Here is a 25,163-nt window from a genome sequence, read left to right on the forward strand (position 1 = left end):
AACAAGAGGTAAAGTGAGAAAAGTTGACTAATAAATAGTACCCTCTAGCTGCTTTTGATAAAGTTGATACTGCTAGGACTATATCGGTCTCCTTCAACTTTAGAATAATATCCTTTTACATCATAGATACGGCAATTCATCTCAAAAAAATTGTTTTTTGTCGTTTTATGAGTAAACTTAAAATATGAGGTTGGTTATAAGCAGGAGAGATATATGAGCTACTTTCAACGACTTTTTCCTCGAATATGTTTGTTTTTAACAGCATGTTTATTGATTCCTTCCTGCACAACTGTAAAAAATATTGAAAAAACGGTTGAAAAAGAAGAAGAACCTTTTCCAATTGTTTTTTACGAGTCCTTTGGTGAAAAGCCGGAACTTATTAAAGACTCTGAACTTTTTCTTCTCACACAAGAGCAACAAGAACACTTTTTCAGGTATATTAACAATATTGCAAATAGGGATATACCAAAACATCAAAGAGTATCGAATTATCTTAAAAAAATAATCAAAGGCTTTAATTACCATAGTGACACATTTATTGCTTCAGATGCTGTTACAAATCAGCGTGGAAATTGCTTATCATTGGCGATACTAACCACCGCTTTAGCCCGCTTAGCCGAGGTTGAAGTCGGCTATGAGTTAATGCAGACTCCACCGATCTATCAGAAAAAAGGAAATACCATTTTAACTTCTCAGCATGTTAGAAGCCTGTTGTACAAACCTAATGCTACTGCTGATAATGGATTTTATTTTCTCGTAAGACCCGTGATTAAAATTGACTACTTTCCCTCAAGAGGGGCATTAGTTCAGAGAAGAGTATCTGAATCAGAGTTTATATCTATGTATTACCGTAATAAAGCGGCCGAAGCCATTGTTGAAAAAAATACAAAAAATGCTTTTTGGTATTCTATTGAGTCGCTTCAGTATTCAAAAAATAATGCACACGCAATAAATATGTTGGCTTTAATTTATGATCGAGAGGGCTATACCGAAGATGCAGGCAAACTGTATCGTTTTGGAATTGGAAATTCAGACGAAAAATTAGAATTATTGAGTAATTACTTTAACTACCTAAAAAGAAATAAACGATTTTTAGAAGCCGAAGAAATAAAAGCCCAAATAGCAGAAATGAACGTACAGAATCCTTTTGATTGGCTCGAAGTTGCTGATCAGGCTTTAATGAGAGGTGAAATTTTAAGTGCACTAAAATATTATGATAAAGTCATAGAGCTAGCCCCTTATCTTCATCATGGCTTTTTTGGCCGGGCTAAGGCTGAGTTTTTGCGGGGCAATACCGCTAGAGCTCAAAAAGCCTTCGATAAAGCGGTCGAACTTGCTCACGAAAAAGAAACAAAAGCCATGTATGAAGCAAAATTATCTGCTCTAACCTATTATGTTTCGCAAAATTGAGGACTATTTGTTAACTTAAATTAGTCGTCGTGGCTTAGGTTAGAATATCGTAAATTGTGCTTTCACCAGTCCTAAGAAGGTTGTTTTATAAGCGTTTTTTATTGAAAAATACTTTTAAATCAAATGGTTATTTTTTTTAGCTAATTTAAAACAACCATGTTCACTATTGTTTTTGGAACCCCAATTAAAAGATCCTCCTCCTCAAAAGTTAAATAAATATTAAATTAAAGGTTAATTGTGGTTGTATAACCTTAGACGTTTCTTTATAATGCCGCTCCCAATTTGGCTAATGCCGATAAGGTAATGTTGCTTCTTAAAACTGATAAGCTGCATTAAGACAAGAGTTAATTTCTTGTCAGAACAACCGACCTGATTTTGGTCGAAAAGATTTCTAACTGCACTCTTTCAAAAAGAGAGAGGCAGTTTTTATATGTTTAATTTTTAACTTTGGAGATTCTTAGCATGGCTAAGCAGCGAATCCGAATACGCTTAAAGTCGTTTGATCATAAGTTGATTGATTTATCAACTGCCGAGATCGTTAATACTGCTAAGCGCACCGGTGCACAAGTTCGTGGTCCTATTCCATTGCCGACACGCAAAGAGCGTTATACGGTTTTGATCTCTCCGCATGTCAATAAAGATGCGCGTGATCAGTATGAAATAAGAACTCACAAGCGAATGGTTGATATTGAAGAGCCTACAGAAAAAACAGTTGATGCATTAATGAAACTGGATTTGGCTGCGGGTGTTGATGTTCAAATTAGTCTTTCATAGGTAATTTGAGAATCAATTGAAGGTTGTTTGCTCTGCAGAGCATGGCAAATAACAGGGGTTTGTTACATATAAATTGTGTAACGTATTTAGAGGGTTTTTAAAATGGCAATCGGAATCGTTGGTCGCAAATGCGGCATGACCCGAGTGTTCGACGAAAATGGTGTTTCAACACCAGTTACTGTGATAGAAGTATCGCCTAATCGAATTACTCAGGTTAAAACACAGGAAAACGACGGCTATCAAGCGCTCCAGGTTACTACAGGTGAGCGTAAAGCTAATCGTGTTAATCGCCCTGAAGCTGGTCATTTCAAAAAAGCAGGTGTTGAAGCTGGTCGAGGACTTTGGGAATTTTTAACCGATTCGTTAGACGGATTTGAAGCTGGCGGAGAAATCAAAGTAGATATCTTCGAAGAAGGCCAAACTGTTGACGTAACAGGTACATCAAAGGGTAAGGGGTTTCAAGGCGGTATAAAGCGTTGGAACTTTAGAATGCAAGATGCCACACATGGTAACTCTTTGTCACATAGATCTAATGGTTCTATTGGACAAAATCAGTCGCCTGGTAAAGTTTTTAAAGGCAAAAAAATGTCTGGTCACATGGGGGCTGAGCGTGTAACTACACAAAATCTTTCTGTTGTTCGTGTAGACGTTGAGCGAAATATTCTTCTAATTAGAGGTGCCGTACCTGGTGCCACTGGTGGCGATGTTATTGTTCGCCCAGCAGTTAAAGTTTAGGGGGATTGTTGAATGGAAATTAATTTAGCTGTTACTGGTGATGCAAAAGCATCAGCTGTAGAAGTATCTGAAGTGACTTTTGGTCGTGAATTTAACGAAGCATTAGTACATCAAGTTGTTGTTGCTTACATGGCAGGTTCTAGAGCTGGTACAAAGGCTCAAAAAACTCGTAGTGAAGTAAGTGGCGGTGGTGCTAAGCCTTGGCGCCAAAAAGGTACTGGTAGAGCCAGAGCTGGAACTATAAGAAGTCCTATCTGGCGTACTGGTGGTGTAACATTTGCTGCACGTCCTCAAGATCACTCGCAAAAAGTTAATCGTAAAATGTATCGCGGAGCAATGCAGTGCATTCTTTCTGAGTTAATTAGACAAGAAAGGTTTTTAGTGGTTGAATCTTTTTCTGTAGAAACACCAAAGACTAAAGGCTTGGTCAGTAAATTAGCTGAATATGGTTTATCAGAAGCTCTAATTATCACCAATAGTGTTGAAGAGAACTTGTATCTGGCTTCTCGCAACTTGCATAAAGTTGATGTGCGTGATGTACAAGGCTGCGACCCAGTTAGTTTGATTGCTTTTGATAAAGTAATCATCACTGTTGATGCACTGAAAAAATTTGAGGAGATGTGGGGATGAACCAAGAAAGAATCATGAGCATCTTACTTGCTCCACATGTATCTGAAAAAGCAAGTGTTGCCGCAGAGCGTGGTGAGTTTGTTTTTAAAGTGGCAATTAACGCGACTAAACTAGAAATAAAAAAAGCCGTAGAAACAATGTTTGAAGTTAAAGTTGAAAATGTAAAAACTTCTGTTGTTAAAGGTAAAACTAAACGGACTGGTGCTATTTCTGGACGTCGTTCAAATTGGAAAAAAGCCTACGTGTCTCTGCAAGAAGGGCAGGACATTGACTTTGTAGGCGCCGAGTAAGCGAAGGGGTAAGTAAAATGGCTCTAATGAAAGCTAAACCAACATCGCCAGGTCGTCGCTTTGTAGTCAAAGTGGTTAATCCTGACTTGCATAAAGGTGCGCCTTATGCACCTTTGTTGGAGAAAAAATCAAAAAACGGTGGCCGTAATAACAACGGACGAATTACTGTTCGTCATGTTGGTGGTGGTCATAAACAGCATTATCGTGTTATCGATTTTAAACGCAACAAAGACGGTATTCCGGCTAAAGTTGAACGTTTAGAATATGATCCAAATCGAAGTGCAAATATTGCTTTAGTTTTATATGCTGATGGAGAGCGTCGTTACATTATCGCGCCTAAAAGTATTAAAGCTGGCGATCAAATTCAATCTGGTCAAGATGCACCTATTAAAGTAGGTAATACCTTGCCGATGAGAAATATTCCAGTAGGTACTACAGTTCATTGTGTTGAGCTTAAACCTGGTAAAGGTGCTCAAATCGCACGTAGTGCGGGTGCTTACGTTCAACTAGTTGCAAGAGATGGTGCTTACGTAACATTGCGTTTACGCAGTGGCGAAATGCGTAAAGTCTTAGCTGATTGTCGTGCAACAGTTGGGGAAGTTGGTAACGCTGAACATATGCTACGTTCACTCGGTAAAGCGGGTGCAACAAGATGGCGTGGTGTACGACCTACTGTTCGAGGCGTTGCTATGAACCCAGTCGACCATCCACATGGTGGTGGTGAGGGACGTACCTCAGGTGGTAGACATCCTGTAACTCCATGGGGTGTACCAACTAAGGGCAAGAAGACTCGTAGTAACAAGCGTACAGACAAGTTAATTGTCCGTCGCCGTAATCGTAAATAGAGGAATCAATCGTGCCACGTTCACTTAAAAAAGGCCCATTTATTGACCTTCATTTGTTGAAGAAGGTTGAAGATGCTGTAGCCTCAAATAACAGAAAGCCGATTAAAACCTGGTCTCGTCGTTCAACTGTTTATCCTGAAATGGTTGGTTTGACGATTGCTGTTCATAATGGTCGTCAACATGTACCTGTCCTCGTTAACGAAGACATGGTTGGTCACAAGTTAGGAGAATTTGCTCCAACTCGTACCTACAAAGGTCATGTTGCTGATAAAAAAGCTAAGCGATAGGAGGATATGATGGAAACTCAAGCTGTTTTACGTCATGCACGTATTTCTCCTCAAAAAGCTCGCTTAGTTGCGAATCAGGTTAGAGGAATGTCGGTAGAAAGCGCTTTGAATGTGCTGAAGTTTAGTAATAAAAAAGCTGCTGACTTAATTAAAAAAGTTTTAGATTCTGCCATCGCTAATGCTGAGCATAACGATGGTGCAGATATTGATGAACTTAAGGTATCTACCATTTGTGTAGATGAAGGGCCAACATTGAAGCGTATTAAAACACGTGCCAAGGGCCGGGCAGATCGCATTTTTAAGCGCTCTTGTCATATCACCGTTAAAGTTTCGGATAACTAGGAGAAAGATCCATGGGTCAAAAAGTACATCCAAATGGTATCCGTCTCGGCATCGTAAAGAAGCATAGCTCTATTTGGTATGCAGAGCGCGGTGAATATGCGGATTTTTTATCAAGTGACATTCAGATTCGTGAATGGCTAATGAAAGAATTGTCTCGTGCTTCAGTATCAAGAATTGATATTGAACGTCCTACAAAGGCATTACGAGTTACTATACATACGGCTCGTCCTGGTATTGTAATTGGTAAAAAAGGCGAAGACATTGAAAAGCTACGCAAAAAAGTAACTCAAATGACTGGCGTACAAACTCAAATAAATATTGAGCAAGTACGTAAGCCTGAGTTAGACGCACAATTAGTTGCTGATGGTATTGCACAACAACTAGAGCGTCGTGTTATGTTTCGTCGCGCTATGAAGCGTGCTGTACAAAACACTATGCGTGTTGGCGCTGAAGGTATCAAAGTTCAAGTAAGTGGTCGTTTAGGTGGAGCTGATATTGCTCGTGCTGAGTGGTATCGTGAAGGTCGTGTACCTTTGCACACTCTACGTGCAGATATTGATTATGCAACTGCTGAAGCTGCCACCACTTACGGAATTATTGGTGTTAAGGTCTGGATTTTTAAAGGTGAGGTATTTGGTGATCAGCCACAAGCTGTGGTTGAAGATAAACCAAAAAAGAAACCTTCCCGAGCTAAGAAAAAGTAGGGGAATAGACCATGTTGCAACCAAAAAGAACGAAGTTTCGTAAACAACATACTGGCCGTAATCGTGGCGTTGTGAATCACAATGTTAGCTTTGGTGAGTTTGGTCTGAAAGCTGCTGCTCGCGGACGCTTAACGGCTCGCCAAATAGAGGCTGCTCGTCGTGCAATGACTCGTCATATGCGTCGTCAAGGTAAAGTTTATATTAGAGTATTTCCTGACAAGCCTATTACTAAAAAACCTTTAGAAGTTCGTATGGGTAAAGGTAAAGGTAGTGTGGAATATTGGGTCGCACAAATTCAGCCCGGACGTATGTTGTTCGAAGTTGAAGGTGTTGCAGAAGATTTAGCACGTGATGCGTTTGCATTAGCCGCTGCTAAACTTCCTTTTAAAACAACTTTTGTCAAGCGGACGGTAATGTGATGAATGCTTCTGAGTTGAAAGAAAAGAGTATTGAGGAGCTTCAAGGCGAGTTGCTTGAGTTGCGTAAAGAGCAGTTTAATTTACGCATGCAAAAAGCAACGGGTCAGTCGAACCAGACTCATACTCTAAAAAATGTACGTCGCGATATTGCACGCGTAAAAACCGTATTGAATCAAAAAGCGAATACTGCGTCAGAAGGAGTTAGCTAATGAGTGAGCAAAAAGTTATTAAGCGTACTCTGACTGGTAAAGTCATCAGTGACAAAATGGATAAATCTATTACTGTCAAGGTTGAGCGTCAGGTTAAGCATCCTATTTATGGTAAGTTCATCAAACGTTCTACCAAAGTACATGCACATGACGAAGCTAATGAGTGCAAATTAGGCGATACTGTCACTGTTGTTGAAAGCAGACCTCTTTCTAAAACGAAGAGTTGGCAGTTAGTTGAGGTAGTTGAAAAAGCTAAATAATAATTTGTGTATTTTACGAATTTTTTCATTAGCTGAATCAATTGAATAATGATATACTCCCGCTCCTTTTGCGTGGCACCTATTTATGAGTGTCGATTAATAGAGCGGGAATGATTGGAGAAAACCAATGATCCAGATGCAAACTACGCTTGATGTTGCGGACAATAGCGGCGCACGTCGGGTTCAATGTATTAAGGTTCTTGGAGGCTCACACCGCCGTTACGCAAGAATTGGAGATGTGATAAAAGTCAGCGTTAAAGAAGCAATCCCTCGCGGTAAAGCGAAAAAAGGGGATGTTCTTAATGCTGTTGTTGTAAGAACTCGTAAAGGTGTTCGTCGCCCAGATGGATCTTTGATTCGTTTTGACGGAAATGCTGCGGTTCTACTAAACAATAACTTACAGCCTATTGGTACACGTATTTTTGGACCTGTAACTCGCGAATTACGCGGTGACAAGTTTATGAAAATCGTATCTTTGGCTCCCGAAGTACTGTAGGAGAACTTAACATGCAAAAGTTAAAGACAGGTGATGATGTCATCGTTCTTACAGGTAAGAGCAATGGACAACGCGGAAAAATCAAGAAGGTAATTCGCGAAAAAAACCGAGTTGTCGTGGAAGGTTTGAACATGATGAAAAAGCATGTTCGTCCTAACCCACAAGCGGGTATTCAAGGCGGTATCGTAGAAAAAGAAGCGCCTATGGATATTTCAAACGTTGCACTATTTAATCCAAAAACAGGTAAAGCTGATAAAGTTGGATTTAAAGTGCAGGAAGACGGTAAGCGCGTTCGAATATTTAAATCGAATGGCGAGCTTGTCGATTAATTTCATTGATTATATTGTTGGTGTAAGAAATGGCGAAACTGCAAGACCACTATAAAGAAAATGTAATCAAAACTTTGATAGAAAAGTTTGGTTATAAGTCTGTCATGCAAGTCCCTAAAATTACCAAGATCACATTAAACATGGGTCTGGGTGAAGCTGTTGGGGATAAAAAAGTTCTAGAGAACGCTTGTAATGACTTAACAGCAATCTCGGGCCAAAAGCCTGTTGTTACAAAAGCTCGCAAATCTATTGCGGGTTTTAAAATTCGTGACGACTACCCTATTGGCGCAAAAGTAACTCTACGTGGCGAACGTATGTGGGAATTTATGGAGCGTTTAGTCGCTATTGCGATTCCTCGTATTCGTGATTTTCGTGGATTGAATCCTAAGTCATTTGACGGCCGTGGTAATTATTCCATGGGCGTTAAAGAGCAAATCATTTTCCCTGAAATTGATTATGACAAAGTTGATAAGATTCGCGGTATGGATATCACTATCACGACCACCGCCACTAATGACGAAGAAGGACGCGAACTTTTAAATGCGTTTAACTTCCCAATTAAGAGCTAAGGGGTAAATAATGGCAAAAGTATCAATGGTACAGCGCGAGCATAAACGTGCTCGACTAGTTGCTAAATATTCTGCAAAGCGTGCAGAGCTAAAAGCGATTATTGCTGATCTCAACAAAAGCGACGACGAAAGATGGGAAGCTCAAGTAGCTTTACAAAAGTTGCCTCGCGATGCGAGCCCTGTGCGTCAACGTAATCGTTGTCGTGTTACTGGTCGTCCTCATGCTTATTTACGTAAATTTGGTTTATGTCGCAATAAACTACGTGAGCAAGCGATGAAGGGTAATGTACCTGGCTTAGTGAAAGCTAGCTGGTAATTGTTGGGAGAATCATAATGAGCATGCAAGATCCAATTGCAGATATGCTGACTCGTATCCGTAACGGACAATCAGCAGGCAAGAAAGTTGTTTCAATGCCTTCATCTAAAGTGAAAGTGTCTATCGCTGAAGTACTTAAACAAGAAGGTTATATTTCTGATCACGCAAAATCAGAAGACGCTGGAAAAGCCGAATTATCTATCGAATTAAAGTATCACCAAGGTCGACCTGTTATTGACACGATTAAACGTGTTAGTCGCCCTGGGTTACGTATTTATAAAAAATCTACTGAGCTACCTCGTGTACTTGATGGTTTAGGTGTTGCTATCGTATCGACTTCAAAAGGCGTTATGACTGATCGTGCAGCGCGTAAAGAAGGTCACGGCGGCGAAGTTCTCTGCATCGTGTCTTAAGGGAGAACCGAAAATGTCTAGAGTAGCAAAGAATCCCGTAAATATACCTTCAGGCGTAACAATTGATCTTAAGGGTCAAGAAATTGCTGTTAAAGGTTCAAAGGGTGAATTGAAACAAAATGTTCATGTTTCAGTTGATGTAAAAGTTGAAGATAACCAAATAACGTTTGAAGGACGTGAAGGTATTGAAGGTGCTAAGGCAATGTCTGGTACTATGCGTTCTTTGGTAAACAACATGGTTACAGGCGTTTCTCAAGGTTTTGAGAAAAAGCTTCTATTGGTTGGTGTCGGTTATCGTGCTAAAGCGCAAGGTAAGGTACTTGATCTTACATTAGGTTTTTCGCATCCTGTTAATTATGAGTTGCCAGAAGGTATTACAGTAGAAACACCTTCTAACACCGAAATCATAGTTAAAGGGATCGATAAACAGGTTGTGGGACAAGTTGCAGCTAATATTCGAGCTTATCGTCCACCAGAGCCTTATAAAGGTAAAGGTGTGAAATACGCGGACGAAGTTATCCGTCGTAAAGAAGCTAAGAAAAAGTAGGGTAACGTCATGAATAAGAAACAATCAAGAGTTCGTCGCGCGACAAAAAGTCGTGTAAAAATGAAGGAGCTTGGTGCTGTACGTTTGGTGGTTAATCGTTCACCTCGTCACATCTATGCTCAAGTTATTTCTGCAGATGGTGGAAAAGTAATTGCTACCGCATCGAGTGTTGAAAAAGATATTCGTTCTGCGGGTAAGTCGACAGGTAATGTAGAAACAGCAAAAGCTGTTGGTGCATTAGTCGCTGAAAGAGCAACTAAGGCTGGCGTTTCAAATGTTGCATTTGATCGCTCTGGTTTTAAATACCATGGTCGTGTAAAAGCTTTGGCTGATTCTGCACGTGAAAATGGTCTCCAGTTTTAAGGGTTAGAAAATGGCTAGACAAGAAGCAAATAATACCGACGGTATGGTGGAAAAGTTAGTCAACGTCAACCGTGTATCAAAAGTAGTTAAAGGTGGACGTATCTTCTCTTTTACAGCGTTGACTGTGGTTGGTGATGGTAATGGTAAAATTGGTTTTGGTCGTGGTAAAGCACGTGAAGTGCCTGCGGCTATTCAAAAAGCGATGGAACAAGCTCGTCGTAATATGATCCAAGTTGACTTAAAAGATGGTCATACATTACAACATCCTATCAATGCAAGACATGGTGCATCAAAAGTTTATATGCAACCAGCATCTCCTGGTACAGGAATAATTGCTGGTGGTGCAATGCGCTCTGTTTTTGAAGTTGTTGGTGTTGAAAACGTATTGGCAAAAAGCATTGGTTCTACCAACCCTATTAATATTGTTCGTGCAACTATCCGCGGTTTAGGTGACATGTTCTCTCCAGAATCTGTTGCTTCTAAGCGTGGTAAGTCAGTTGCCGAAATTATGGAGTAAACCATGGCTAAGAAAACTTATATGAAAGTTACTCAAACCAAATCGTCTAGTGGTCGACTAAAAAACCATAAAGCGTGCTTAATGGGGTTGGGTTTACGTCGAATTGGCCATACTGTAGAGGTAGAGGACACACCTTCTACTAGAGGTATGGTTAATACAGTTAATTATATGATTCGAGTGGAGGAGTAATCATGAGATTGAATACTCTAAGTCCCGCTGAAGGTTCGAGAAAGGCAGCAAAACGTGTTGGACGCGGCATTGGTTCTACTTTAGGTAAAACCTGCGGTCGTGGTCATAAAGGTTTAAAGTCTCGTTCAGGCGGAAAAGTGAAGCCAGGCTTTGAGGGCGGTCAAATGCCTTTGAAACAACGCTTACCAAAATTTGGTTTTAAATCACGTAAATCGTTAGTATCTGCTGAAGTTCGTTTAGGTGAATTAAACAAAGTTGAAGGCGATGCAGTTGACCTGTTATCGTTGCGTGCGGCTGGTGTAATTAATAAGAATATCCTTCAGGTTAAAGTAATGTTATCTGGCACTGTTGATCGAGCTCTTAATATCGGTGATGGTGTGCGAGTTTCAAAAGGTGCGCAAGCAGCGATTGAAGCAGCCGGTGGGAAAGTTCAAGCGTAAGAAGCAAGGTTTATATAAAAAATGGCTAAAGCTCCAGTAGAAAAGAAATCAGGCGGCGGTTTAACAGAGCTCAAACAACGTTTGTTGTTTGTACTGACTGCTATTGTTATTTTTCGTTTAGGATCATTTGTACCTGTACCAGGAATTGACGCTAATGTTTTAGCACAATTAATGGATCAACAGTCGGGTACTATTCTAGCGCTTTTTAACGTATTTTCTGGAGGTGCTTTAGAAAGAGCTAGTGTCTTTGCTTTAGGTATCATGCCTTATATTACTGCATCGATTATTTTGCAGGTGATGAGTTTTGTTGAGCCTAAGTTGCAAGAGATCAAAAAAGAAGGTGAAGCTGGTCGACGTAAAATTAATCAATACACCCGATATTTGACGTTTTTCCTTGCTTGTTTACAAGCTATTGGTATTGCGACTAATTTCCCTAATTTGATGCCAGGTTTAGTACCTAATCCTGGCTTTAGCTTTTATTTTGGTGCAATTGTTAGTTTAGTTACTGGAACTATGTTTTTGATGTGGTTAGGTGAACAAATTAACGAAAGAGGAATTGGTAACGGTATTTCTGTTCTAATTTTTATTGGTATTGTGGCTGGGTTACCAACCGCAGTTGGCAATACATTTGAACAAGCGCGACAAGGTGACCTGAATGTACTGGCGCTACTGCTGGTTTTTTCTGTGGTTTTGTTAGTTACAGCGTTTGTTGTTTTCATGGAAAGAGGGCAAAGACGAATTGTTGTTAATTATGCACAGAAACAACAAGGTCGCAGAATGTATCAAGCACAGTCATCGCACTTACCTCTAAAAGTTAATATGGCTGGTGTTATACCTGCAATATTTGCATCAAGTATTATTTTGTTCCCTGGTACTATTGCTCAATGGATTGGAGCAAGTAAAGGTGAAGATTTATTATGGTTGCAAAATATTGCTCAGCAAATGCAGCCAGGCAACCCTCTCTATATTTTAATTTATGGCGCGGGTATTATGTTTTTCTGCTTTTTCTATACCGCATTAGTTTATAATCCGCGTGATACAGCAGATCAACTCAAAAAATCTGGAGCGTTTATTCCTGGGATTCGTCCTGGTGAACAAACTTCCAAATACATTGATAAAGTTATGACTCGATTAACGTTAGTTGGCGCACTTTACATTACAGCTGTGTGTCTACTACCTGAGTTTATGATTTTATTTTGGCAAGTGCCTTTCTACTTCGGTGGAACTTCATTATTGATTATTGTTGTGGTTATTATGGATTTTATGTCACAAGTTCAAGCGCATTTAATCTCTCGTGATTACGAGTCAGTACTGAAAAAGGCAAATTTTAAGAACTATGGTACAACCGGAACTACTCGGTAAATAGTACCTTAGCGTTTTGGAGTACGACAATGAAAGTTCGAGCTTCTGTTAAAAAAATGTGCCGTGAATGTAAAGTAATTCGCAGAAACGGTAGTGTAAGAGTTATTTGTTCCGATCCCCGACATAAACAACGTCAGGGTTAATTGAGGAACTTCCTTAACATATCTCATTGTAGAGAGATTACAAATTACATTAACAGGTTGATTTTTAATCGTTTCAGCGCTATGATGTCGCGCCTTTTTGTGGCAGGTAGTAGTTGAAACTGAAATTTGGGAGTTAGTTAGATGGCCCGTATCGCTGGTATTAACATTCCAGTTAATAAGCATTCGGTAATTGCGTTAACCGCAATTTACGGAATCGGCCGTACTCGTGCAAAGCAAATTTGTGCGAATGCAAAGGTCGAAGAAAGTCGCAAGATTAGAGATCTTGCCGAAGCAGAAATTGAGTCACTACGTGGTGAAGTTGCTAAATTTACCGTTGAAGGTGATTTACGACGCGAAGTTTCTATGAATATTAAGCGTTTGATGGATTTAGGTTGCTTCCGTGGCATTCGTCACAGAAGAAGTCTTCCTGTCCGTGGACAGCGTACCAAAACCAATGCTCGTACTCGTAAGGGTCCGCGTAAACCAATTAAGAGATAGCAACTATGGCAAAGACACCTCGTTCTCGTAAAAAGGTCAAAAAGCACGTAGTTGATGGTATGGCACATATTCATGCGTCATTCAATAACACTATTGTGACTGTCACTGATCGTCAAGGTAATGCGTTAGCATGGGCTACTGCTGGTGGTTCTGGTTTTAGAGGCTCGCGTAAAAGTACACCATTTGCTGCTCAAGTAGCAGCGGATCGAGTAGCTGAAATGGTTAAGGAAATGGGCATGAAGAATATGGAAGTATTCGTTAAAGGTCCTGGCCCTGGTCGTGAATCGGCTGTTCGTGCATTAAATAATGCTGGATTTAAGATTACTAACATCACTGATGTTACTCCTATCCCGCATAATGGTTGTCGTCCGCCCAAAAAGCGACGCGTGTAACTTTAGGTACTGCTGGAGACAAAAAGATGGCAAGATATATCGGACCTAAACTCAAGTTAGCACGTCGTGAAGGCGTAGATTTAATGCTGAAAAGCGGCGTTCGTGCTATTGAGGATAAATGTAAAATCGATCAAGTTCCTGGTGTTCATGGTGCAAGACGTTCACGTCTTTCAGATTATGGACTTCAGTTACGTGAAAAACAAAAAGTACGTCGTATTTATGGCGTATTAGAAAAGCAATTCAGAAATTATTATAAAGAAGCTGCTCGTCTAAAAGGTGCAACGGGTGAAAACCTTCTACAACTACTAGAATCACGCTTGGATAATGTCGTTTATCGTATGGGCTTTGGTTCTACTCGTTCAGAAGCTCGCCAGTTGGTAAGCCATAAGGCTATTTTAGTTAATGGCAAATTGGTTAATATACCATCGTATAAAGTTGCTGCTTCTGACGTAATTTCTATTCGTGAGAAATCTAAAACTCAAGCTCGTATTGTTGCAGCTTTAGAATTAGCATCACAAAAAGAACGTCCAGTTTGGGTTGAAGTTGATGAGAAAAAGATGGAAGGGACTTTCAAAGCTACGCCTGAGCGTACTGATTTACCATCCGACATCAATGAAAATCTAATAGTGGAATTATACTCCAAGTAATACTTGAAGAGGATTATATATGGGCAATGTCACTGAACTACTGACTCCGCGTCAGATTAAAGTGGAAAATCAAGGTGAGAGAAAAGCTAAAGTTGTACTAGAGCCTTTCGAAAGAGGATTTGGACATACATTAGGAAACTCACTTCGCAGAATTTTACTTTCGTCAATGCCCGGTTGTGCGGTAGTTGAAGTGGAGATTGACGGCGTACTTCATGAATACACTACTATAGAAAGTGTTAAAGAAGACGTCATCGATATTTTGCTAAACCTTAAAGGTTTAGCAATTAAATTAGAAGATAAGGATGAAGCGACGTTAATTCTTCAGAAAAACGGGGAAGGTCCAGTTACAGCAGCAGATATTGAAGAGCAAGCTGGTGTAGAAATTGTTAATCCTGAGCATCACATTGCAACATTAACGAAAAAAGGTTCGTTAAGTATGCGTTTGATTGTTAGAAAAGGTCGCGGCTATGAGCCTGCTGCACTACGTAAGAAAAATGAAGATGAAGATATGACTATTGGGCGTCTACAGCTAGATGCTTCATTTAGTCCTATTCGTAGAGTTTCTTATGTTGTTGATTCTGCTCGTGTTGAACAGCGAACCAATCTTGACAAGCTTGTGATTGATTTAGAGACAAATGGGACCATTGAACCTGAAGAAGCGATTAGACGTTGTGCTACCATTCTTCAGCAGCAATTAACTGCTTTTGTTGACTTGAAAGATGAGAAACAGGCTGAGCCTGAGACTCAAGAACCTGAAGTTGATCCTATTTTGTTGCGTCCTGTTGATGATTTAGAATTAACTGTAAGAAGTGCTAATTGTCTTAAGACTGAGAATATTCACTATATTGGTGACTTGATTCAACGTACGGAGGTAGAGTTACTTAAAACACCTAATTTAGGTAAAAAGTCTCTTACTGAAATTAAAGATGTTTTAGCTTCTAGAGGTTTATCACTTGGCATGCGTTTAGAAAACTGGCCTCCGTCTAGTATTCTTGAAGACGCTTAAGCTGTAGTGGTATGACATTTTGAAAAAACCTTATTCATTGAATAAGGTTTTCTCTTTTTTACTCAGCAAGTTTTACTTGCTTAATAACATAAACTAAAAAATATCAGTACTATTGAAGGCTGATAAGTGAATTAAAGGTATTTATAAAATGCGTCATCGTAATAGTGGTCGTCAGTTAAATAGAAATTCTAGCCATCGTCAAGCAATGTTTAGAAACATGTCTGTGTCTTTGGTTGAGCATGAATTAATTAAAACTACACTCGCAAAAGCTAAGGAGTTGCGTAGAGTAGTTGAGCCGTTAATTACTTTAGCTAAAGAAGATACAGTGGCAAATCGTCGGTTGGCGTTTTCTCGTACTCGTAGTAAAGCTGCTGTTGGTAAGTTATTTGATGAGTTGGGTCCACGCTATCAAGAGCGTCCAGGAGGATACTTGCGTATCATTAAAGCTGGCTTTAGAGCTGGTGATAAAGCGCCTGTTGCTTATGTTGAGTTAGTTGATCGGCCTATCATCGATGAAGAAGATGAGATTGAGGCAGTAGAAGAAGATTAAGTTTAGATTAAGAGTTTTTAGCCGGGTTTATCCCGGCTTTTTTATGGCTGTATAAATAACTAGAAATGAAAAAAGTACTGGCACAAATAAACATTATTAAAGCACCGAATTGTGAACCAGACATGCCTAATAATTTTATTGGGTTTGTACTGACAAACTCAATAAAAAAACGACAAACTCCCCACAAAAATAATAGGCTAAAAAACATATAATAAGGTTTACTGCCTTTTTGGCTTAAATGATTAATGTACTGCCAAATAATTAAAGAATAGAAAATTTCATATAGAGGAACAGGATGAACTGGTACAAGTGCTTTTTTTATTCCATTTGGAAAACTCATAGCCCAAGGAAGGTCCGATTGAATTCCATGACATTCATCCCCAGCTAAAAAGCATCCTACTCTTGCAATTGCGTAAGCTAAGATTGCGGCAGGTGCTGCGTTATCTAACAAAATATGTAATTTCACTTTACTGAATTTGGAAAAAATTACGACGACTATTATGGCAGAAAATATTGCACCCTGACTTGAAAAGCCACTTCCTGAACTAATTGTTTCCCAGCTTGTCAAAGCACCTTCTTCTGGGTTTTTTAGTAAGAACATTAGTTTTGCTCCGACAACTCCAAAGATAAGTAAACTAAGAATAAGTAATTCGGTATTTATATTTTTTGATATTGATAAAAGACGGTTTGTATAAATGTGTCGGCCAATTAGGTAGGCGATAGCCAACATAACTCCATAGGTTCCAATGGTCAGATCAGTCGATTGATATAAGTAAGGAAACATGTAAGTCTTTGTTTAAAGATAAAAAGCTAGTTTAGGTTTTTTATTTTCTTATGTAAATGTTGTTCTTTAAATTTTTTTATTTAGATTTCTTTGTCGCTATTAGTTGCAATTATTTATTAATGGTTGATAATAAAAACATGTTTTATTTGAAACAAGTCTAATTTTGAGAGGAAAAAGTAATTTTTAAAGCTTTGTCATTTGAAATTTTACTCTTAATAGACTATTTTCTTACTCAATAAATTAATTCAAATATCTTCTAACAACTAGTACTTAATTATTTCAAAAATGATAAATAATAGACTAGTCAAACACATTAAAAACAAGGAGGGTTAAAGTGAAAGTTGTCGCTGTAAATCGGATGAAAGATGCTCAGGTTCGTTATCCTGCTGCTCATAATCACTTAAACGGGTGGCTCCAAATTATCGGTAATTCTGACTTTTTTTCTGAGCAGGAGTTACGTGAAACATTTGGCGACATGCGTGGATTTAACTATCAGTACAAATTCCCAATACCTGAAACGACACTGCTCGTTCACACATTAATAAATTTCGAATCACAAATTGCTTACATTGAAGAAATAAAGCCTGGTAATCATTAGGAGGGCATGGATATGCACGAGTCACTAGAAAAAGCAGTACAACATTGGAATCTTGTTTCACCGGTTATTGATACGCCGAAGAGCCAAGAAGACTACGAAACGTTATTAGTTAATCTTCGCGATGCTATGACTTTAGTTGAAAATCGTCCGAATAGCCCTTTATCAGGTTTAATAAAGGCTATGGCAAGGGCGGCTAAAGAGTATGAAGGAACTTCACTGCTGGAAAATCAAGGTGGAGCCTTACTTGCTTTGCGTTATTTAATTAAGCTTCACGGTATTAAACAGTCCGAGTTAAAAGAAGTGGGTAGCCAAGGAGTTGTTTCAGAAATACTTAGTGGTAAACGAACTTTAACTTTAAGACATGTTAAAGAGCTTGCTAAAAAGTTTAATGTTTCACCGAATGTTTTTATAGACGCATAAAAATTTTTTAACCGTGAAAGATTTTTTCTTTCACGGTTTTCATTTAAAATCCTCTTCAATATTTATTGTTTTTTTTCGAATATATACCCCTAAAAAAAATCCGGTTACTTAAGCTGGATTTGTTTTTGTAATTTTATTTGTGACTATTGATATTTTTTATGCTTAACAGTTTTAATTGATTTCTAATCGCTACTAAGTGTAGATAAAATCACTGTGTATTTTGAAAATATTAAGTTCAATTTTTTAACTCTAATTATTATTTCAATGAAACTTTAAATGATTAGTTTGTGAGTAGTAAAATCATCGAAGCTTATTTTTCATTAAAAAGATGTCCTTTAAAAATTGTATATTCAAATATAATGATTGAGCATTACTTCTAGCTGATGCACAATCTGTCACTCTATAGTCACACTTGAAATAAAATAATGTGTGGATTTTCAAATTTTGACTACAAACTATTAGCAGTAAAATATGACAGAATCATTACTTTTATTTATTGAGCAAAATAGTCAATGGGCTGCATTAATTGTGTTTATAGTGGCACTACTTGAGTCAGTCGCTATTCTAGGATTATTAATCCCTGGTTGGGTGCTATTAGTTGGAATAGGAACATTGATTGGGGCTGATATTCTTTCTCTTTATCCTATTTTAATTGCTGCTTATTTGGGAGCTGTAATAGGTGAGTACATGAGCTTTTTGTTAGGATATCATTATCATGAAAAGATTCTGACCTGGCGTTTTGTCGCTAAACACCAAGAAATAATTCAAACATGCCGTCAGTTTTTTGATAAGCATGGCATTAGTGGTGTATTTTTGGGGAGATTTTTTGGTCCAACTAGAGCTGTTGTTCCCCTCATTGCAGGCATATCAGAAATGAAGAGGCGTACTTTTTTTTGGGTTAACATTATTTCTGGATTGCTTTGGGCTCCTCTCTATTTAATTCCAGGGATATTAATTGGCGCTGCTTTTTCTTTAGAAAAAGAAGTCGGATACCATCTAATTTTCATCTGTATACTAATTGCTATTATGGTTAGTGTTGCAATTAATTTGACCAGAAAGTATTTGAAAGCCCAAAAGGAGTCATTATCTACTCATTTGGATTTGCTCAAAGTAAGCTTGGCCTGGAGCCTTGCAGTCACAATGCTTGTTATATTCAGTTTTTCGCCTTATTGGAATCTGCTTATCCAAATTTTGGGTATATTATGGAATAAGTTTTAGCCATTGCTAATAGACCCTTTATTAATCCAAAATATGTTGAATTAACTGTTTTTCTACTTTGGATTTATGCCAGATTTTGATTTCCAGGAGTCCATGTTCTGTTCCGCAATGTTTTGCATCAAAGAGACAGGGTTTGCCCCTAGAATCGTGTTTAAAGGGCTTTTTAAGCCTGCTCGACGCTCCATAAAGTGCTTGATACTATGTTCTAAAAAACGACTCATCATAGCTTGCATCGAGTCACCATAGAAGCGAACAAATTCTTTTAGAATTTCTGCTGTTAAAAGAGGTTGGCCGAGGGTTTCTTCTTCAGAAATTATCTGCATTAAGGTACTGCGAGTTAAATCATCACCTGATTTAGCATCAATAACTTTAAAGTCACTATAGGACATGACTAATTTTTTGACATCATTTAAGGTGATATAGCTACTTATTTGGGTATCATAGAGGCGGCGGTTTGGGTATTTTTTTATAACTCTTATTTCCGACATAGTGGCTTGATCCTTTGTTTATTGTACCTTTTGAGTTTTGCTTGTGGAGAGCAAAATTGCTTAGGTTATATTATTATTTGAAATCTAAACGAATTCAGTGTAGCAAGAACACTTGCTGCATGACAACAAAAAAGCGAATAATAATGCATTAGTTATTTAATTGAGATGCAATATTTTATTAGAGAAAATCAATATCGCGTTATTAATAATGTTTGCTCATATTCTAATAGTAAGTATAGCTACATAAAAAAAAATTATATAATTAAAGGCAATTAATTAGAGTTATATTTATAACTTAGAAGCAGAGGCTACTGTTCTTTCATATTAGAAAATACATATGTTTAGTGCGGGCTGTGCATAGGCAAATACTATAAATTGATTTCTAAGTTATCAATTAATCTAGGGCTGCCATACCATGCAGCAACGGCAATTAATATTGAATTATCACTAGGCGATGCCGCTTCTAAATCTGATTGTTTGACAATTTCAAGGTAATCTACTTTAAAGTTATAACTTAGAAGAGTATGTTTTGCTCTTTCAATTAATTCACTATACGCTCTGTCACCTTGTTTGATATTTTCAGCTATTTCTTTGATTGTTTGTTGTAATAAACTGGCAGAATCTTTTTGTGCTTCAGTCAAATATTGATTGCGAGAGCTTAGTGCTAAACCATTTTTCTCTCTTTTTATTTCTGCTCCAATTATTTTTATTGGCATCATTAAATCACTAACCATCGATTGAATGATTAAAAACTGTTGGTAATCTTTTTTGCCGAAGACTGCAATATCGGGTTGAACTATATTAAAGAAAATATTGACAACAGTGGTTACTCCTTTGAAGTGACCGGGACGTTTTGCACCACATAGTTTATTGGTTAATCGATTTAATTGAACAGAGGTGTGTTGCTCTTTTCCGAATGGATAAATAATTTCATTGGTTGGTGTAAATAAAAAATCAACATTGTATTGTTTAAGCTTGCTTTTATCCGCCTCTAAAGTTCTTGGATAATTATCATAATCTTCATTAGGGCCAAATTGCATGGGGTTAACAAATATACTGCTAACTACAATATCACTATGTTGTCTGGCTAGTTCTACCAGTGAAAGGTGTCCTTCATGTAAATTTCCCATGGTAGGTACAAAACCAATTTTTTTTCCTCTACGCTTTAACTTTAGTAGTTCATTTTGAAGTAAAAGGGGATCTTGAATAATGTTCATATCAGTTTTAAATTAGCTATTTAATTAAATGAATGTTCGTTAGTAGGAAAATTTCTATTTTTTACTTCAGATACATAAAGTTTAATCGCGTCTTCAATTGAATTAGTCTTTGTATCTTGCATAAAGTTTCTAACAAAAGAAGGCTTAAAACCTGGGTTTAAACCTAGCATATCTTGTAGTACTAAAACCTGACCATCTGTATCTTTTCCTGCTCCAATGCCTATAGTCGGAATATTTAATTGTTTAGTAATTGCTTTAGCTAGTTGTTGTGGAATGCACTCAAAAACAATCATTTTTGCACCCGCTTTTTCTATTGATTCGGCATCTTTTAGCATTTGTTCAGCACTTTTTGATTCTCTTCCTTGAACTTTATAGCCACCAAAAATATCAACTGACTGAGGTGTTAAGCCAAGATGTGCGCAAACTGGAACACCTCTTTCTGTGAGTTGGGTAATTGTTTCAAGTAACCAATCTCCACCTTCTAATTTAACCATGTTCGCTCCAGCTTGCATTAACTTAGCTGCATTTGATAATGTTTGTGTTGGAGTGCTATATGACATATATGGTAAATCGCTAATAATAAAGGCGCCTTGATTGCCTTTTGCTACACATTGAGTGTGATAAATCATATTTTCCATTGTAACAGGAACTGTGCTGCTATTGCCTTGCATTACCATACCAAGAGAGTCTCCTACTAAAATAGCTTCAACACCGGACTCTGAAATTAATTTCGCAAAAGATGAGTCGTAGGCCGTTAACATTGTTATCGGGAGTCCTTCTTTTTTTAACGATAATATTGTATGTAAATTTTGTTTTTTCATGAGAGATCTCTATGTAATAAATTGACAATAATTAAATTACAGTTGGGTTGAAATAATGTCTTCCGCTTGATGTATTTTCAATTCGTTCTAATAACTGTTGATAATCTTGTTCATTATTAACTAAGTCTATTCCTGATGCATTAACAATAAGTAATGGCGATGCATCATAATAATGGAAAAAATCTGTGTAGGCATTACAAAGTTTATTTAAGTATTCTTCAGTAATAGAGAACTCCATTTTCAGACCTCGACTACGAATACGTTTTAATAACACATCGACAGGTGCTTGTAAGTAAATAACTAAATCGGGAGTTGGAGCATCAATTGTTAAATTGTCGTATACTTGTTCGTATAAATTCAGCTCATCTTTGTCTAAAGTCACTCGTGCAAAGAGCCGATCTTTTTCCATTAAATAATCTGCAACTCTATTAGTAATAAACATATCAGTTTGGATAAGTTGTTTTAGTTGTTGAGTGCGTTGAAACAAAAAATAAAGTTGTGCTGGCAGTGCGCCTGACTTAGGATCTTGATAAAACTTCTCTAAGAAAGGGTTTTCACTTGCGCCTTCGAGTAGCAGTTCACCGCTTAATGACTGTGCTAATTTTTTAGCTAAAGTTGTTTTACCTACACCAATAGGTCCTTCAACTGTAATAAAGTTGTTGCTGCTATTATGTGTATTATTAGTCATAATATTCTGATCCCTTTCTTATCAATTTGCTTTAACAAAGATTGAACTGTCGTTCCATCGGGTAATTTCAAGTTTGGGGCAATTTCAGCTAAAGGCATAATAACAAAGTTTCTTACATGCATTCCGTAATGGGGTACTTTTAACTTAGGATGATCAATGATGTTATCATTGTATAAGAGTAAATCAAGATCTAATACTCTTGGGCCCCATCGTTCTTGTTTTCTAACTCGCCCTTGCTTATGTTCTATTTCTTGTAGCTTTTCGAGTAAATGAAAAGGTTCTAAATCAGTCGATATTAGAGCTACTGCATTGACGTAATCATCTTGATCTTGTGGACCCATAGGATCACTTAAAAACAAACTTGAGTTTTTAACAAGTTGAGTTTTTACTATGTCATTTAAAAGTATGAATGCTTGTTTAACTTGTTTTTTAGGATTGTTGAGGTTTGCACCTATCCCGATAAAAGCATGGTTTTTGTATTGACTGGTTGATGAATCATACAACTCCATATTTAGTTTCTATTCCTTAAATTGAGTTTTTTTGCGAGGTTTTCGTTTTTTCCGAGAGCGGCCTGTGTGAGGTTGATATACTGATTTGATCAGTTTGTTGCGTTCTTCTGGTATGCCATTTTGAAAGTCAGTCCACCATTTGGCTAATTCTTTTAATTCATCGTTATCTAATGCACGTAGGCATAAAAAATCGTAGGCTGCCCTGAATTTTGGATGTTGAATTAAACTATCAATATTACGTTTTTTCCGGTTCATTAAACGGAATTGTAAACTCCATATTTCTTTGATTACGATTGAAAACCTTTTGGGAATTGCAATTGATTTGCGTTGTATATCGAGTACCCTGGCCGCTGCTTTCTGGCTGGCTTCATAAGGAACTGTCCCTTTACTTATTAGTGCTGTTGTAAGGTCTTGTAGCGGCTGCCATAAAAATACGGCAAATAAAAACGCTGGAGTAACGGGTTGTTTTTGGTCAATGCGTTTATCTGTGCTAACTAAGGCAGCTTGAATAAAAGCATTAAATTCTTCAGCGTTATTTTGATTGAGAGATTGGCAGGTTTGTGCAAATAAATGTCTTGCGACATCATACTGACATAATTGATGCCAAGTTTTTTCTGCATAACCTGATAAAAGAAGCTTGTTAGATTCATCCCATAGTCTAGCAGCAGAAATATGTTCGAGCATTTCTGATAGCTCAGCAATAGGGGCGGCTGTTTTAGGTTCTATTAATAAGTTGAGTTTGCAAGATAGGCGGATAGCTCTAAGTATTCTTACAGGATCTTCTTGGTAGCGGGTAATTGGATCGCCAATTAATCTCATTTGCTTCGCTTTAAGGTCTTCGAGCCCACCGGTATGATCAAGTAAAGTAAAATCTTTTGCTGAGTAATATAGTGCGTTAACTGTAAAGTCGCGTCGAAAAGCGTCTTGTTCAAGGTTGCCATAAACATTGTCTCTAACTAACATCCCCTGTTTACTTGTTACAGCATGTTTGGAGCTTGAGCTGGTATGGTCACCGCGAAATGTTGCAACCTCGATAACCTCTCGGCCAAAAAGGACATGAGCTAGTTTAAAGCGTCGCCCAATTAGACGGCTATTTTTGAATAGTTTACAAACTTCCTCTGGTGTTGCGCTTGTAGCAATATCAAAATCTTTAGGTGAAAGGCCTAATAATATATCTCGTACTCCACCGCCAACTAGAAAGGCTTCAAACCCAGCATCATTCAGCCTGTAGAGAACTTTTAATGCACTTTTACTGATCTTATTACGTGAAATATTATGTTTATCACGCGTTACCACAAGTGGAGTTGATGGATGCTTGGCTGACTTCTTATTGGTCAGCCGTTGCCAGATTTTAGTTATCATTGAGTGTACGGTATCATTATTTTTATAATTGGTTTAAAAAAGCTGCAATGCTTCTCACACCTCGCCCCGTTGCACCTGCTGACCACAAGCTATCTCCAGAATCTTTAAAGCAGGCAGCTAAATCTACATGTAACCAGCCTGTTTCAGGTGTGCTAACAAAGCGAGATAAAAAACCTGCTGCATTACTTGCTGCACCTGAACCACCACCAGGCATTGGCCTACTATTCGCTGTATCAGCATAAGCTGAAGGGCAATTATTACGATGGTTGGCTGTAAGAGGTAAACGCCATGCTAAGTCTTTTTCTGATTCTGCTATTGAAATAAATTGCGCTGCAAGTTCATCATCCATGCTAAAAAGAGCATTATAATCCGAACCCACAGCAACCATTGCAGCACCAGTTAAGGTTGCCGCGTCTATTATTATTGGTGCTCCAGACTCTGATGCATCGATTAACCCGTCTGCTAATACCAGTCTACCTTCTGCATCGGTATTAACCACTTCAACGGATACGCCATTACGGTATTTTAGGATATCTGCTAATTTATAAGCATGGCCGCTTACTAGATTCTCAGCGCAGCATAGGTATAACTTGACTCTTTGATTAAGCCCACTTGTTATTGCTAGTGCTAGCGCGCCTGCTACTGTTGCTGCACCACCCATATCTGATTTCATATGAAGCATACCTACAGATGACTTCAAGCTATAGCCTCCACTATCAAAGGTGATCCCTTTTCCTACCAAAGCTGCCGCTGGTGATTTGTTTGAGTGACCTTTAGGGCAAAAATCCAGTTCTAATAGTGCTGGTGGGCGAGTACTTCCTCGACCTACACCAAAAATACCGACATACCCTTTTTCTTCTAACTCTTTCCCGCTTATAATTTTATAATTGATTAAGTCTGGTGCTAGTTGGCTAATAAAGTCACCAGCTTCTGTCGCCAGACCTATAGGCGATAGCTCTTCTGGTGTTTGATTGATAATTTGACGCACCCAAGTATGAACTTTAACTCTACTTTCCAAAGTTTGCGTTTCGTCTACTGGCAACTCAGCAAAATTAATATTAAGTGACTTTTTGGGTTCGAATGAACCTTGCCAAAAATGCCATTGAGCTTCAAGAGGCCATTCACCTACCAGAGTCACTTCTGGCACTTTCATTTGAGCTATTGAGCGAGCCGCTTTTTGGATTTTTTCCATACTAGACAGGTTATCAACGAAGCTTTCAATGTGGATGGTTGCTCCTGTTTCATCAAAGGATAAACTTGAATTCTCTCCCCAGATATTATCTATTTTTGATGATGAAAGAAGTACTTGAAATGATTGCTTCATATTGACTGGTTCCTTATTTTTAATGCGTAATCTTATGTACGATGAGTGGAAT

The 25,163-nt window shown here is 38.1% G+C and carries 40 protein-coding genes; 32 read left to right on the forward strand and 8 right to left on the reverse strand.

Features of this window, described 5'->3' with window-relative positions:
• The first annotated feature begins 213 nt into the window (after positions 1–213).
• The 29 genes from ACT5E3_RS04240 (at position 214) to rplQ (ending at position 15,682) form a co-directional block, all read left to right on the forward strand.
• Entirely contained in the window at positions 214–1,410 is a 1,197-nt protein-coding gene (locus ACT5E3_RS04240; RefSeq protein ID WP_444997068.1) for a tetratricopeptide repeat protein, read from the forward strand.
• Positions 1,411–1,872: 462 nt separating this feature from the next.
• Positions 1,873–2,184 carry a 30S ribosomal protein S10 gene (rpsJ, locus tag ACT5E3_RS04245; RefSeq protein WP_142941368.1) on the forward strand — a complete coding sequence of 104 codons (312 nt, stop codon included), beginning with the start codon at positions 1,873–1,875 and terminating at the stop codon, positions 2,182–2,184.
• Positions 2,185–2,286: 102 nt separating this feature from the next.
• Positions 2,287–2,919: a 50S ribosomal protein L3 gene (gene rplC, locus ACT5E3_RS04250; RefSeq protein ID WP_444997069.1), complete on the forward strand. Its 633-nt coding sequence runs from the start codon at positions 2,287–2,289 to the stop codon at positions 2,917–2,919.
• A 12-nt stretch (positions 2,920–2,931) separates the two neighbouring features.
• The gene (gene rplD / locus ACT5E3_RS04255) at positions 2,932–3,549 is read left to right on the forward strand and encodes a 50S ribosomal protein L4 (RefSeq protein WP_444997070.1); all 618 of its coding nucleotides are present in this window, start codon (positions 2,932–2,934) and stop codon (positions 3,547–3,549) included.
• On the forward strand, positions 3,546–3,839 hold the full coding sequence (gene rplW / locus ACT5E3_RS04260; protein WP_444997071.1) for a 50S ribosomal protein L23: 294 nt from the start codon (positions 3,546–3,548) through the stop codon (positions 3,837–3,839). The genes rplD and rplW overlap by 4 nt, the downstream gene beginning before the upstream one ends.
• Positions 3,840–3,856: 17 nt before the next feature.
• Entirely contained in the window at positions 3,857–4,684 is an 828-nt protein-coding gene (rplB, locus tag ACT5E3_RS04265; protein WP_444997072.1) for a 50S ribosomal protein L2, read from the forward strand.
• A gap of 11 nt (positions 4,685–4,695) precedes the next feature.
• Positions 4,696–4,971, forward strand: a complete 276-nt coding sequence (rpsS, locus tag ACT5E3_RS04270; protein ID WP_444997073.1) for a 30S ribosomal protein S19 — start codon at positions 4,696–4,698, stop codon at positions 4,969–4,971.
• Positions 4,972–4,977: 6 nt separating this feature from the next.
• A complete protein-coding gene (rplV, locus tag ACT5E3_RS04275; protein WP_444997074.1) occupies positions 4,978–5,313 on the forward strand; it encodes a 50S ribosomal protein L22 in 336 nt (111 codons plus the stop codon).
• 11 nt (positions 5,314–5,324) lie between these two features.
• Positions 5,325–6,017 carry a 30S ribosomal protein S3 gene (rpsC, locus tag ACT5E3_RS04280; RefSeq protein WP_444997075.1) on the forward strand — a complete coding sequence of 231 codons (693 nt, stop codon included), beginning with the start codon at positions 5,325–5,327 and terminating at the stop codon, positions 6,015–6,017.
• 11 nt (positions 6,018–6,028) lie between these two features.
• On the forward strand, positions 6,029–6,436 hold the full coding sequence (gene rplP, locus ACT5E3_RS04285; RefSeq protein WP_444997076.1) for a 50S ribosomal protein L16: 408 nt from the start codon (positions 6,029–6,031) through the stop codon (positions 6,434–6,436).
• Complete coding sequence (gene rpmC, locus ACT5E3_RS04290; protein WP_444998579.1) at positions 6,436–6,645, forward strand: 50S ribosomal protein L29; 210 nt, start codon at positions 6,436–6,438, stop codon at positions 6,643–6,645. The genes rplP and rpmC overlap by 1 nt, the downstream gene beginning before the upstream one ends.
• A complete protein-coding gene (gene rpsQ / locus ACT5E3_RS04295; RefSeq protein WP_444997077.1) occupies positions 6,645–6,905 on the forward strand; it encodes a 30S ribosomal protein S17 in 261 nt (86 codons plus the stop codon). Before rpmC ends, rpsQ begins: the two co-directional genes overlap by 1 nt.
• A gap of 127 nt (positions 6,906–7,032) precedes the next feature.
• Positions 7,033–7,401: a 50S ribosomal protein L14 gene (rplN, locus tag ACT5E3_RS04300; protein WP_353874050.1), complete on the forward strand. Its 369-nt coding sequence runs from the start codon at positions 7,033–7,035 to the stop codon at positions 7,399–7,401.
• Between the two features lie 11 nt (positions 7,402–7,412).
• Positions 7,413–7,730, forward strand: coding sequence for a 50S ribosomal protein L24 (gene rplX, locus ACT5E3_RS04305; RefSeq protein ID WP_444997078.1), 318 nt, complete (start codon positions 7,413–7,415; stop codon positions 7,728–7,730).
• Between the two features lie 29 nt (positions 7,731–7,759).
• Positions 7,760–8,299 carry a 50S ribosomal protein L5 gene (gene rplE, locus ACT5E3_RS04310; RefSeq protein ID WP_444997079.1) on the forward strand — a complete coding sequence of 180 codons (540 nt, stop codon included), beginning with the start codon at positions 7,760–7,762 and terminating at the stop codon, positions 8,297–8,299.
• A gap of 10 nt (positions 8,300–8,309) precedes the next feature.
• Positions 8,310–8,615 carry a 30S ribosomal protein S14 gene (gene rpsN, locus ACT5E3_RS04315; RefSeq protein ID WP_444997080.1) on the forward strand — a complete coding sequence of 102 codons (306 nt, stop codon included), beginning with the start codon at positions 8,310–8,312 and terminating at the stop codon, positions 8,613–8,615.
• A 17-nt stretch (positions 8,616–8,632) separates the two neighbouring features.
• Positions 8,633–9,028, forward strand: a complete 396-nt coding sequence (rpsH, locus tag ACT5E3_RS04320; protein ID WP_444997081.1) for a 30S ribosomal protein S8 — start codon at positions 8,633–8,635, stop codon at positions 9,026–9,028.
• Positions 9,029–9,041: 13 nt separating this feature from the next.
• A complete protein-coding gene (rplF, locus tag ACT5E3_RS04325; RefSeq protein WP_444997082.1) occupies positions 9,042–9,575 on the forward strand; it encodes a 50S ribosomal protein L6 in 534 nt (177 codons plus the stop codon).
• A 9-nt stretch (positions 9,576–9,584) separates the two neighbouring features.
• Positions 9,585–9,938, forward strand: a complete 354-nt coding sequence (gene rplR, locus ACT5E3_RS04330) for a 50S ribosomal protein L18 (RefSeq protein WP_444997083.1) — start codon at positions 9,585–9,587, stop codon at positions 9,936–9,938.
• Between the two features lie 10 nt (positions 9,939–9,948).
• Positions 9,949–10,455 (forward strand): 30S ribosomal protein S5, encoded by a 507-nt coding sequence (rpsE, locus tag ACT5E3_RS04335; protein WP_444997084.1) that lies wholly within the window; start codon positions 9,949–9,951, stop codon positions 10,453–10,455.
• 3 nt (positions 10,456–10,458) lie between these two features.
• Entirely contained in the window at positions 10,459–10,644 is a 186-nt protein-coding gene (rpmD, locus tag ACT5E3_RS04340) for a 50S ribosomal protein L30 (protein ID WP_444997085.1), read from the forward strand.
• A gap of 2 nt (positions 10,645–10,646) precedes the next feature.
• Positions 10,647–11,084 (forward strand): 50S ribosomal protein L15, encoded by a 438-nt coding sequence (rplO, locus tag ACT5E3_RS04345; protein ID WP_444997086.1) that lies wholly within the window; start codon positions 10,647–10,649, stop codon positions 11,082–11,084.
• A 21-nt stretch (positions 11,085–11,105) separates the two neighbouring features.
• A complete protein-coding gene (gene secY / locus ACT5E3_RS04350; protein WP_444997087.1) occupies positions 11,106–12,446 on the forward strand; it encodes a preprotein translocase subunit SecY in 1,341 nt (446 codons plus the stop codon).
• 29 nt (positions 12,447–12,475) lie between these two features.
• Positions 12,476–12,589, forward strand: coding sequence for a 50S ribosomal protein L36 (rpmJ, locus tag ACT5E3_RS04355; RefSeq protein ID WP_142941389.1), 114 nt, complete (start codon positions 12,476–12,478; stop codon positions 12,587–12,589).
• A gap of 141 nt (positions 12,590–12,730) precedes the next feature.
• Complete coding sequence (gene rpsM / locus ACT5E3_RS04360; RefSeq protein ID WP_444997088.1) at positions 12,731–13,087, forward strand: 30S ribosomal protein S13; 357 nt, start codon at positions 12,731–12,733, stop codon at positions 13,085–13,087.
• A 5-nt stretch (positions 13,088–13,092) separates the two neighbouring features.
• A complete protein-coding gene (rpsK, locus tag ACT5E3_RS04365; RefSeq protein WP_142941391.1) occupies positions 13,093–13,479 on the forward strand; it encodes a 30S ribosomal protein S11 in 387 nt (128 codons plus the stop codon).
• 26 nt (positions 13,480–13,505) lie between these two features.
• On the forward strand, positions 13,506–14,126 hold the full coding sequence (rpsD, locus tag ACT5E3_RS04370; RefSeq protein WP_444997089.1) for a 30S ribosomal protein S4: 621 nt from the start codon (positions 13,506–13,508) through the stop codon (positions 14,124–14,126).
• 19 nt (positions 14,127–14,145) lie between these two features.
• Positions 14,146–15,132 (forward strand): DNA-directed RNA polymerase subunit alpha, encoded by a 987-nt coding sequence (locus ACT5E3_RS04375; protein ID WP_444997090.1) that lies wholly within the window; start codon positions 14,146–14,148, stop codon positions 15,130–15,132.
• Positions 15,133–15,280: 148 nt separating this feature from the next.
• Positions 15,281–15,682, forward strand: a complete 402-nt coding sequence (rplQ, locus tag ACT5E3_RS04380) for a 50S ribosomal protein L17 (RefSeq protein WP_444997091.1) — start codon at positions 15,281–15,283, stop codon at positions 15,680–15,682.
• 7 nt (positions 15,683–15,689) lie between these two features.
• Here rplQ and ACT5E3_RS04385 read toward each other — a convergent pair whose 3' ends face one another.
• A complete protein-coding gene (locus tag ACT5E3_RS04385) occupies positions 15,690–16,466 on the reverse strand; it encodes a prolipoprotein diacylglyceryl transferase (RefSeq protein WP_444997092.1) in 777 nt (258 codons plus the stop codon).
• Positions 16,467–16,800: 334 nt separating this feature from the next.
• Here ACT5E3_RS04385 and ACT5E3_RS04390 point away from each other — a divergent pair, with 334 nt between their 5' ends.
• The 3 genes from ACT5E3_RS04390 to ACT5E3_RS04400 all read left to right on the forward strand — a co-directional run bounded on the left by ACT5E3_RS04390 (position 16,801) and on the right by ACT5E3_RS04400 (position 18,702).
• Positions 16,801–17,064 (forward strand): hypothetical protein, encoded by a 264-nt coding sequence (locus ACT5E3_RS04390; protein WP_444997093.1) that lies wholly within the window; start codon positions 16,801–16,803, stop codon positions 17,062–17,064.
• A gap of 12 nt (positions 17,065–17,076) precedes the next feature.
• On the forward strand, positions 17,077–17,484 hold the full coding sequence (locus tag ACT5E3_RS04395; protein ID WP_444997094.1) for a helix-turn-helix domain-containing protein: 408 nt from the start codon (positions 17,077–17,079) through the stop codon (positions 17,482–17,484).
• A 471-nt stretch (positions 17,485–17,955) separates the two neighbouring features.
• Positions 17,956–18,702 carry a DedA family protein gene (locus ACT5E3_RS04400; protein ID WP_444997095.1) on the forward strand — a complete coding sequence of 249 codons (747 nt, stop codon included), beginning with the start codon at positions 17,956–17,958 and terminating at the stop codon, positions 18,700–18,702.
• A 53-nt stretch (positions 18,703–18,755) separates the two neighbouring features.
• On the opposite strand, the gene phaR is transcribed toward ACT5E3_RS04400, so the two are convergent.
• The 7 genes from phaR to pepB all read right to left on the reverse strand — a co-directional run bounded on the left by phaR (position 18,756) and on the right by pepB (position 25,111).
• Complete coding sequence (gene phaR, locus ACT5E3_RS04405) at positions 18,756–19,190, reverse strand: polyhydroxyalkanoate synthesis repressor PhaR (RefSeq protein ID WP_444997096.1); 435 nt, start codon at positions 19,188–19,190, stop codon at positions 18,756–18,758.
• A 368-nt stretch (positions 19,191–19,558) separates the two neighbouring features.
• Positions 19,559–20,407, reverse strand: coding sequence for a pantoate--beta-alanine ligase (gene panC / locus ACT5E3_RS04410; protein WP_444997097.1), 849 nt, complete (start codon positions 20,405–20,407; stop codon positions 19,559–19,561).
• A gap of 20 nt (positions 20,408–20,427) precedes the next feature.
• Positions 20,428–21,228 (reverse strand): 3-methyl-2-oxobutanoate hydroxymethyltransferase, encoded by an 801-nt coding sequence (gene panB, locus ACT5E3_RS04415; protein WP_444997098.1) that lies wholly within the window; start codon positions 21,226–21,228, stop codon positions 20,428–20,430.
• A gap of 31 nt (positions 21,229–21,259) precedes the next feature.
• Positions 21,260–21,916 (reverse strand): deoxynucleoside kinase, encoded by a 657-nt coding sequence (locus tag ACT5E3_RS04420; protein WP_444997099.1) that lies wholly within the window; start codon positions 21,914–21,916, stop codon positions 21,260–21,262.
• Positions 21,913–22,425 carry a 2-amino-4-hydroxy-6-hydroxymethyldihydropteridine diphosphokinase gene (gene folK / locus ACT5E3_RS04425; RefSeq protein ID WP_444997100.1) on the reverse strand — a complete coding sequence of 171 codons (513 nt, stop codon included), beginning with the start codon at positions 22,423–22,425 and terminating at the stop codon, positions 21,913–21,915. The genes ACT5E3_RS04420 and folK overlap by 4 nt, the downstream gene beginning before the upstream one ends.
• Before the next feature lie 9 nt (positions 22,426–22,434).
• Positions 22,435–23,787 carry a polynucleotide adenylyltransferase PcnB gene (gene pcnB, locus ACT5E3_RS04430; protein ID WP_444997101.1) on the reverse strand — a complete coding sequence of 451 codons (1,353 nt, stop codon included), beginning with the start codon at positions 23,785–23,787 and terminating at the stop codon, positions 22,435–22,437.
• A 22-nt stretch (positions 23,788–23,809) separates the two neighbouring features.
• The gene (gene pepB, locus ACT5E3_RS04435; protein ID WP_444997102.1) at positions 23,810–25,111 is read right to left on the reverse strand and encodes an aminopeptidase PepB; all 1,302 of its coding nucleotides are present in this window, start codon (positions 25,109–25,111) and stop codon (positions 23,810–23,812) included.
• Between the last annotated feature and the right edge of the window lie 52 nt (positions 25,112–25,163).

This window comes from Aliikangiella litoralis, assembly GCF_052495765.1.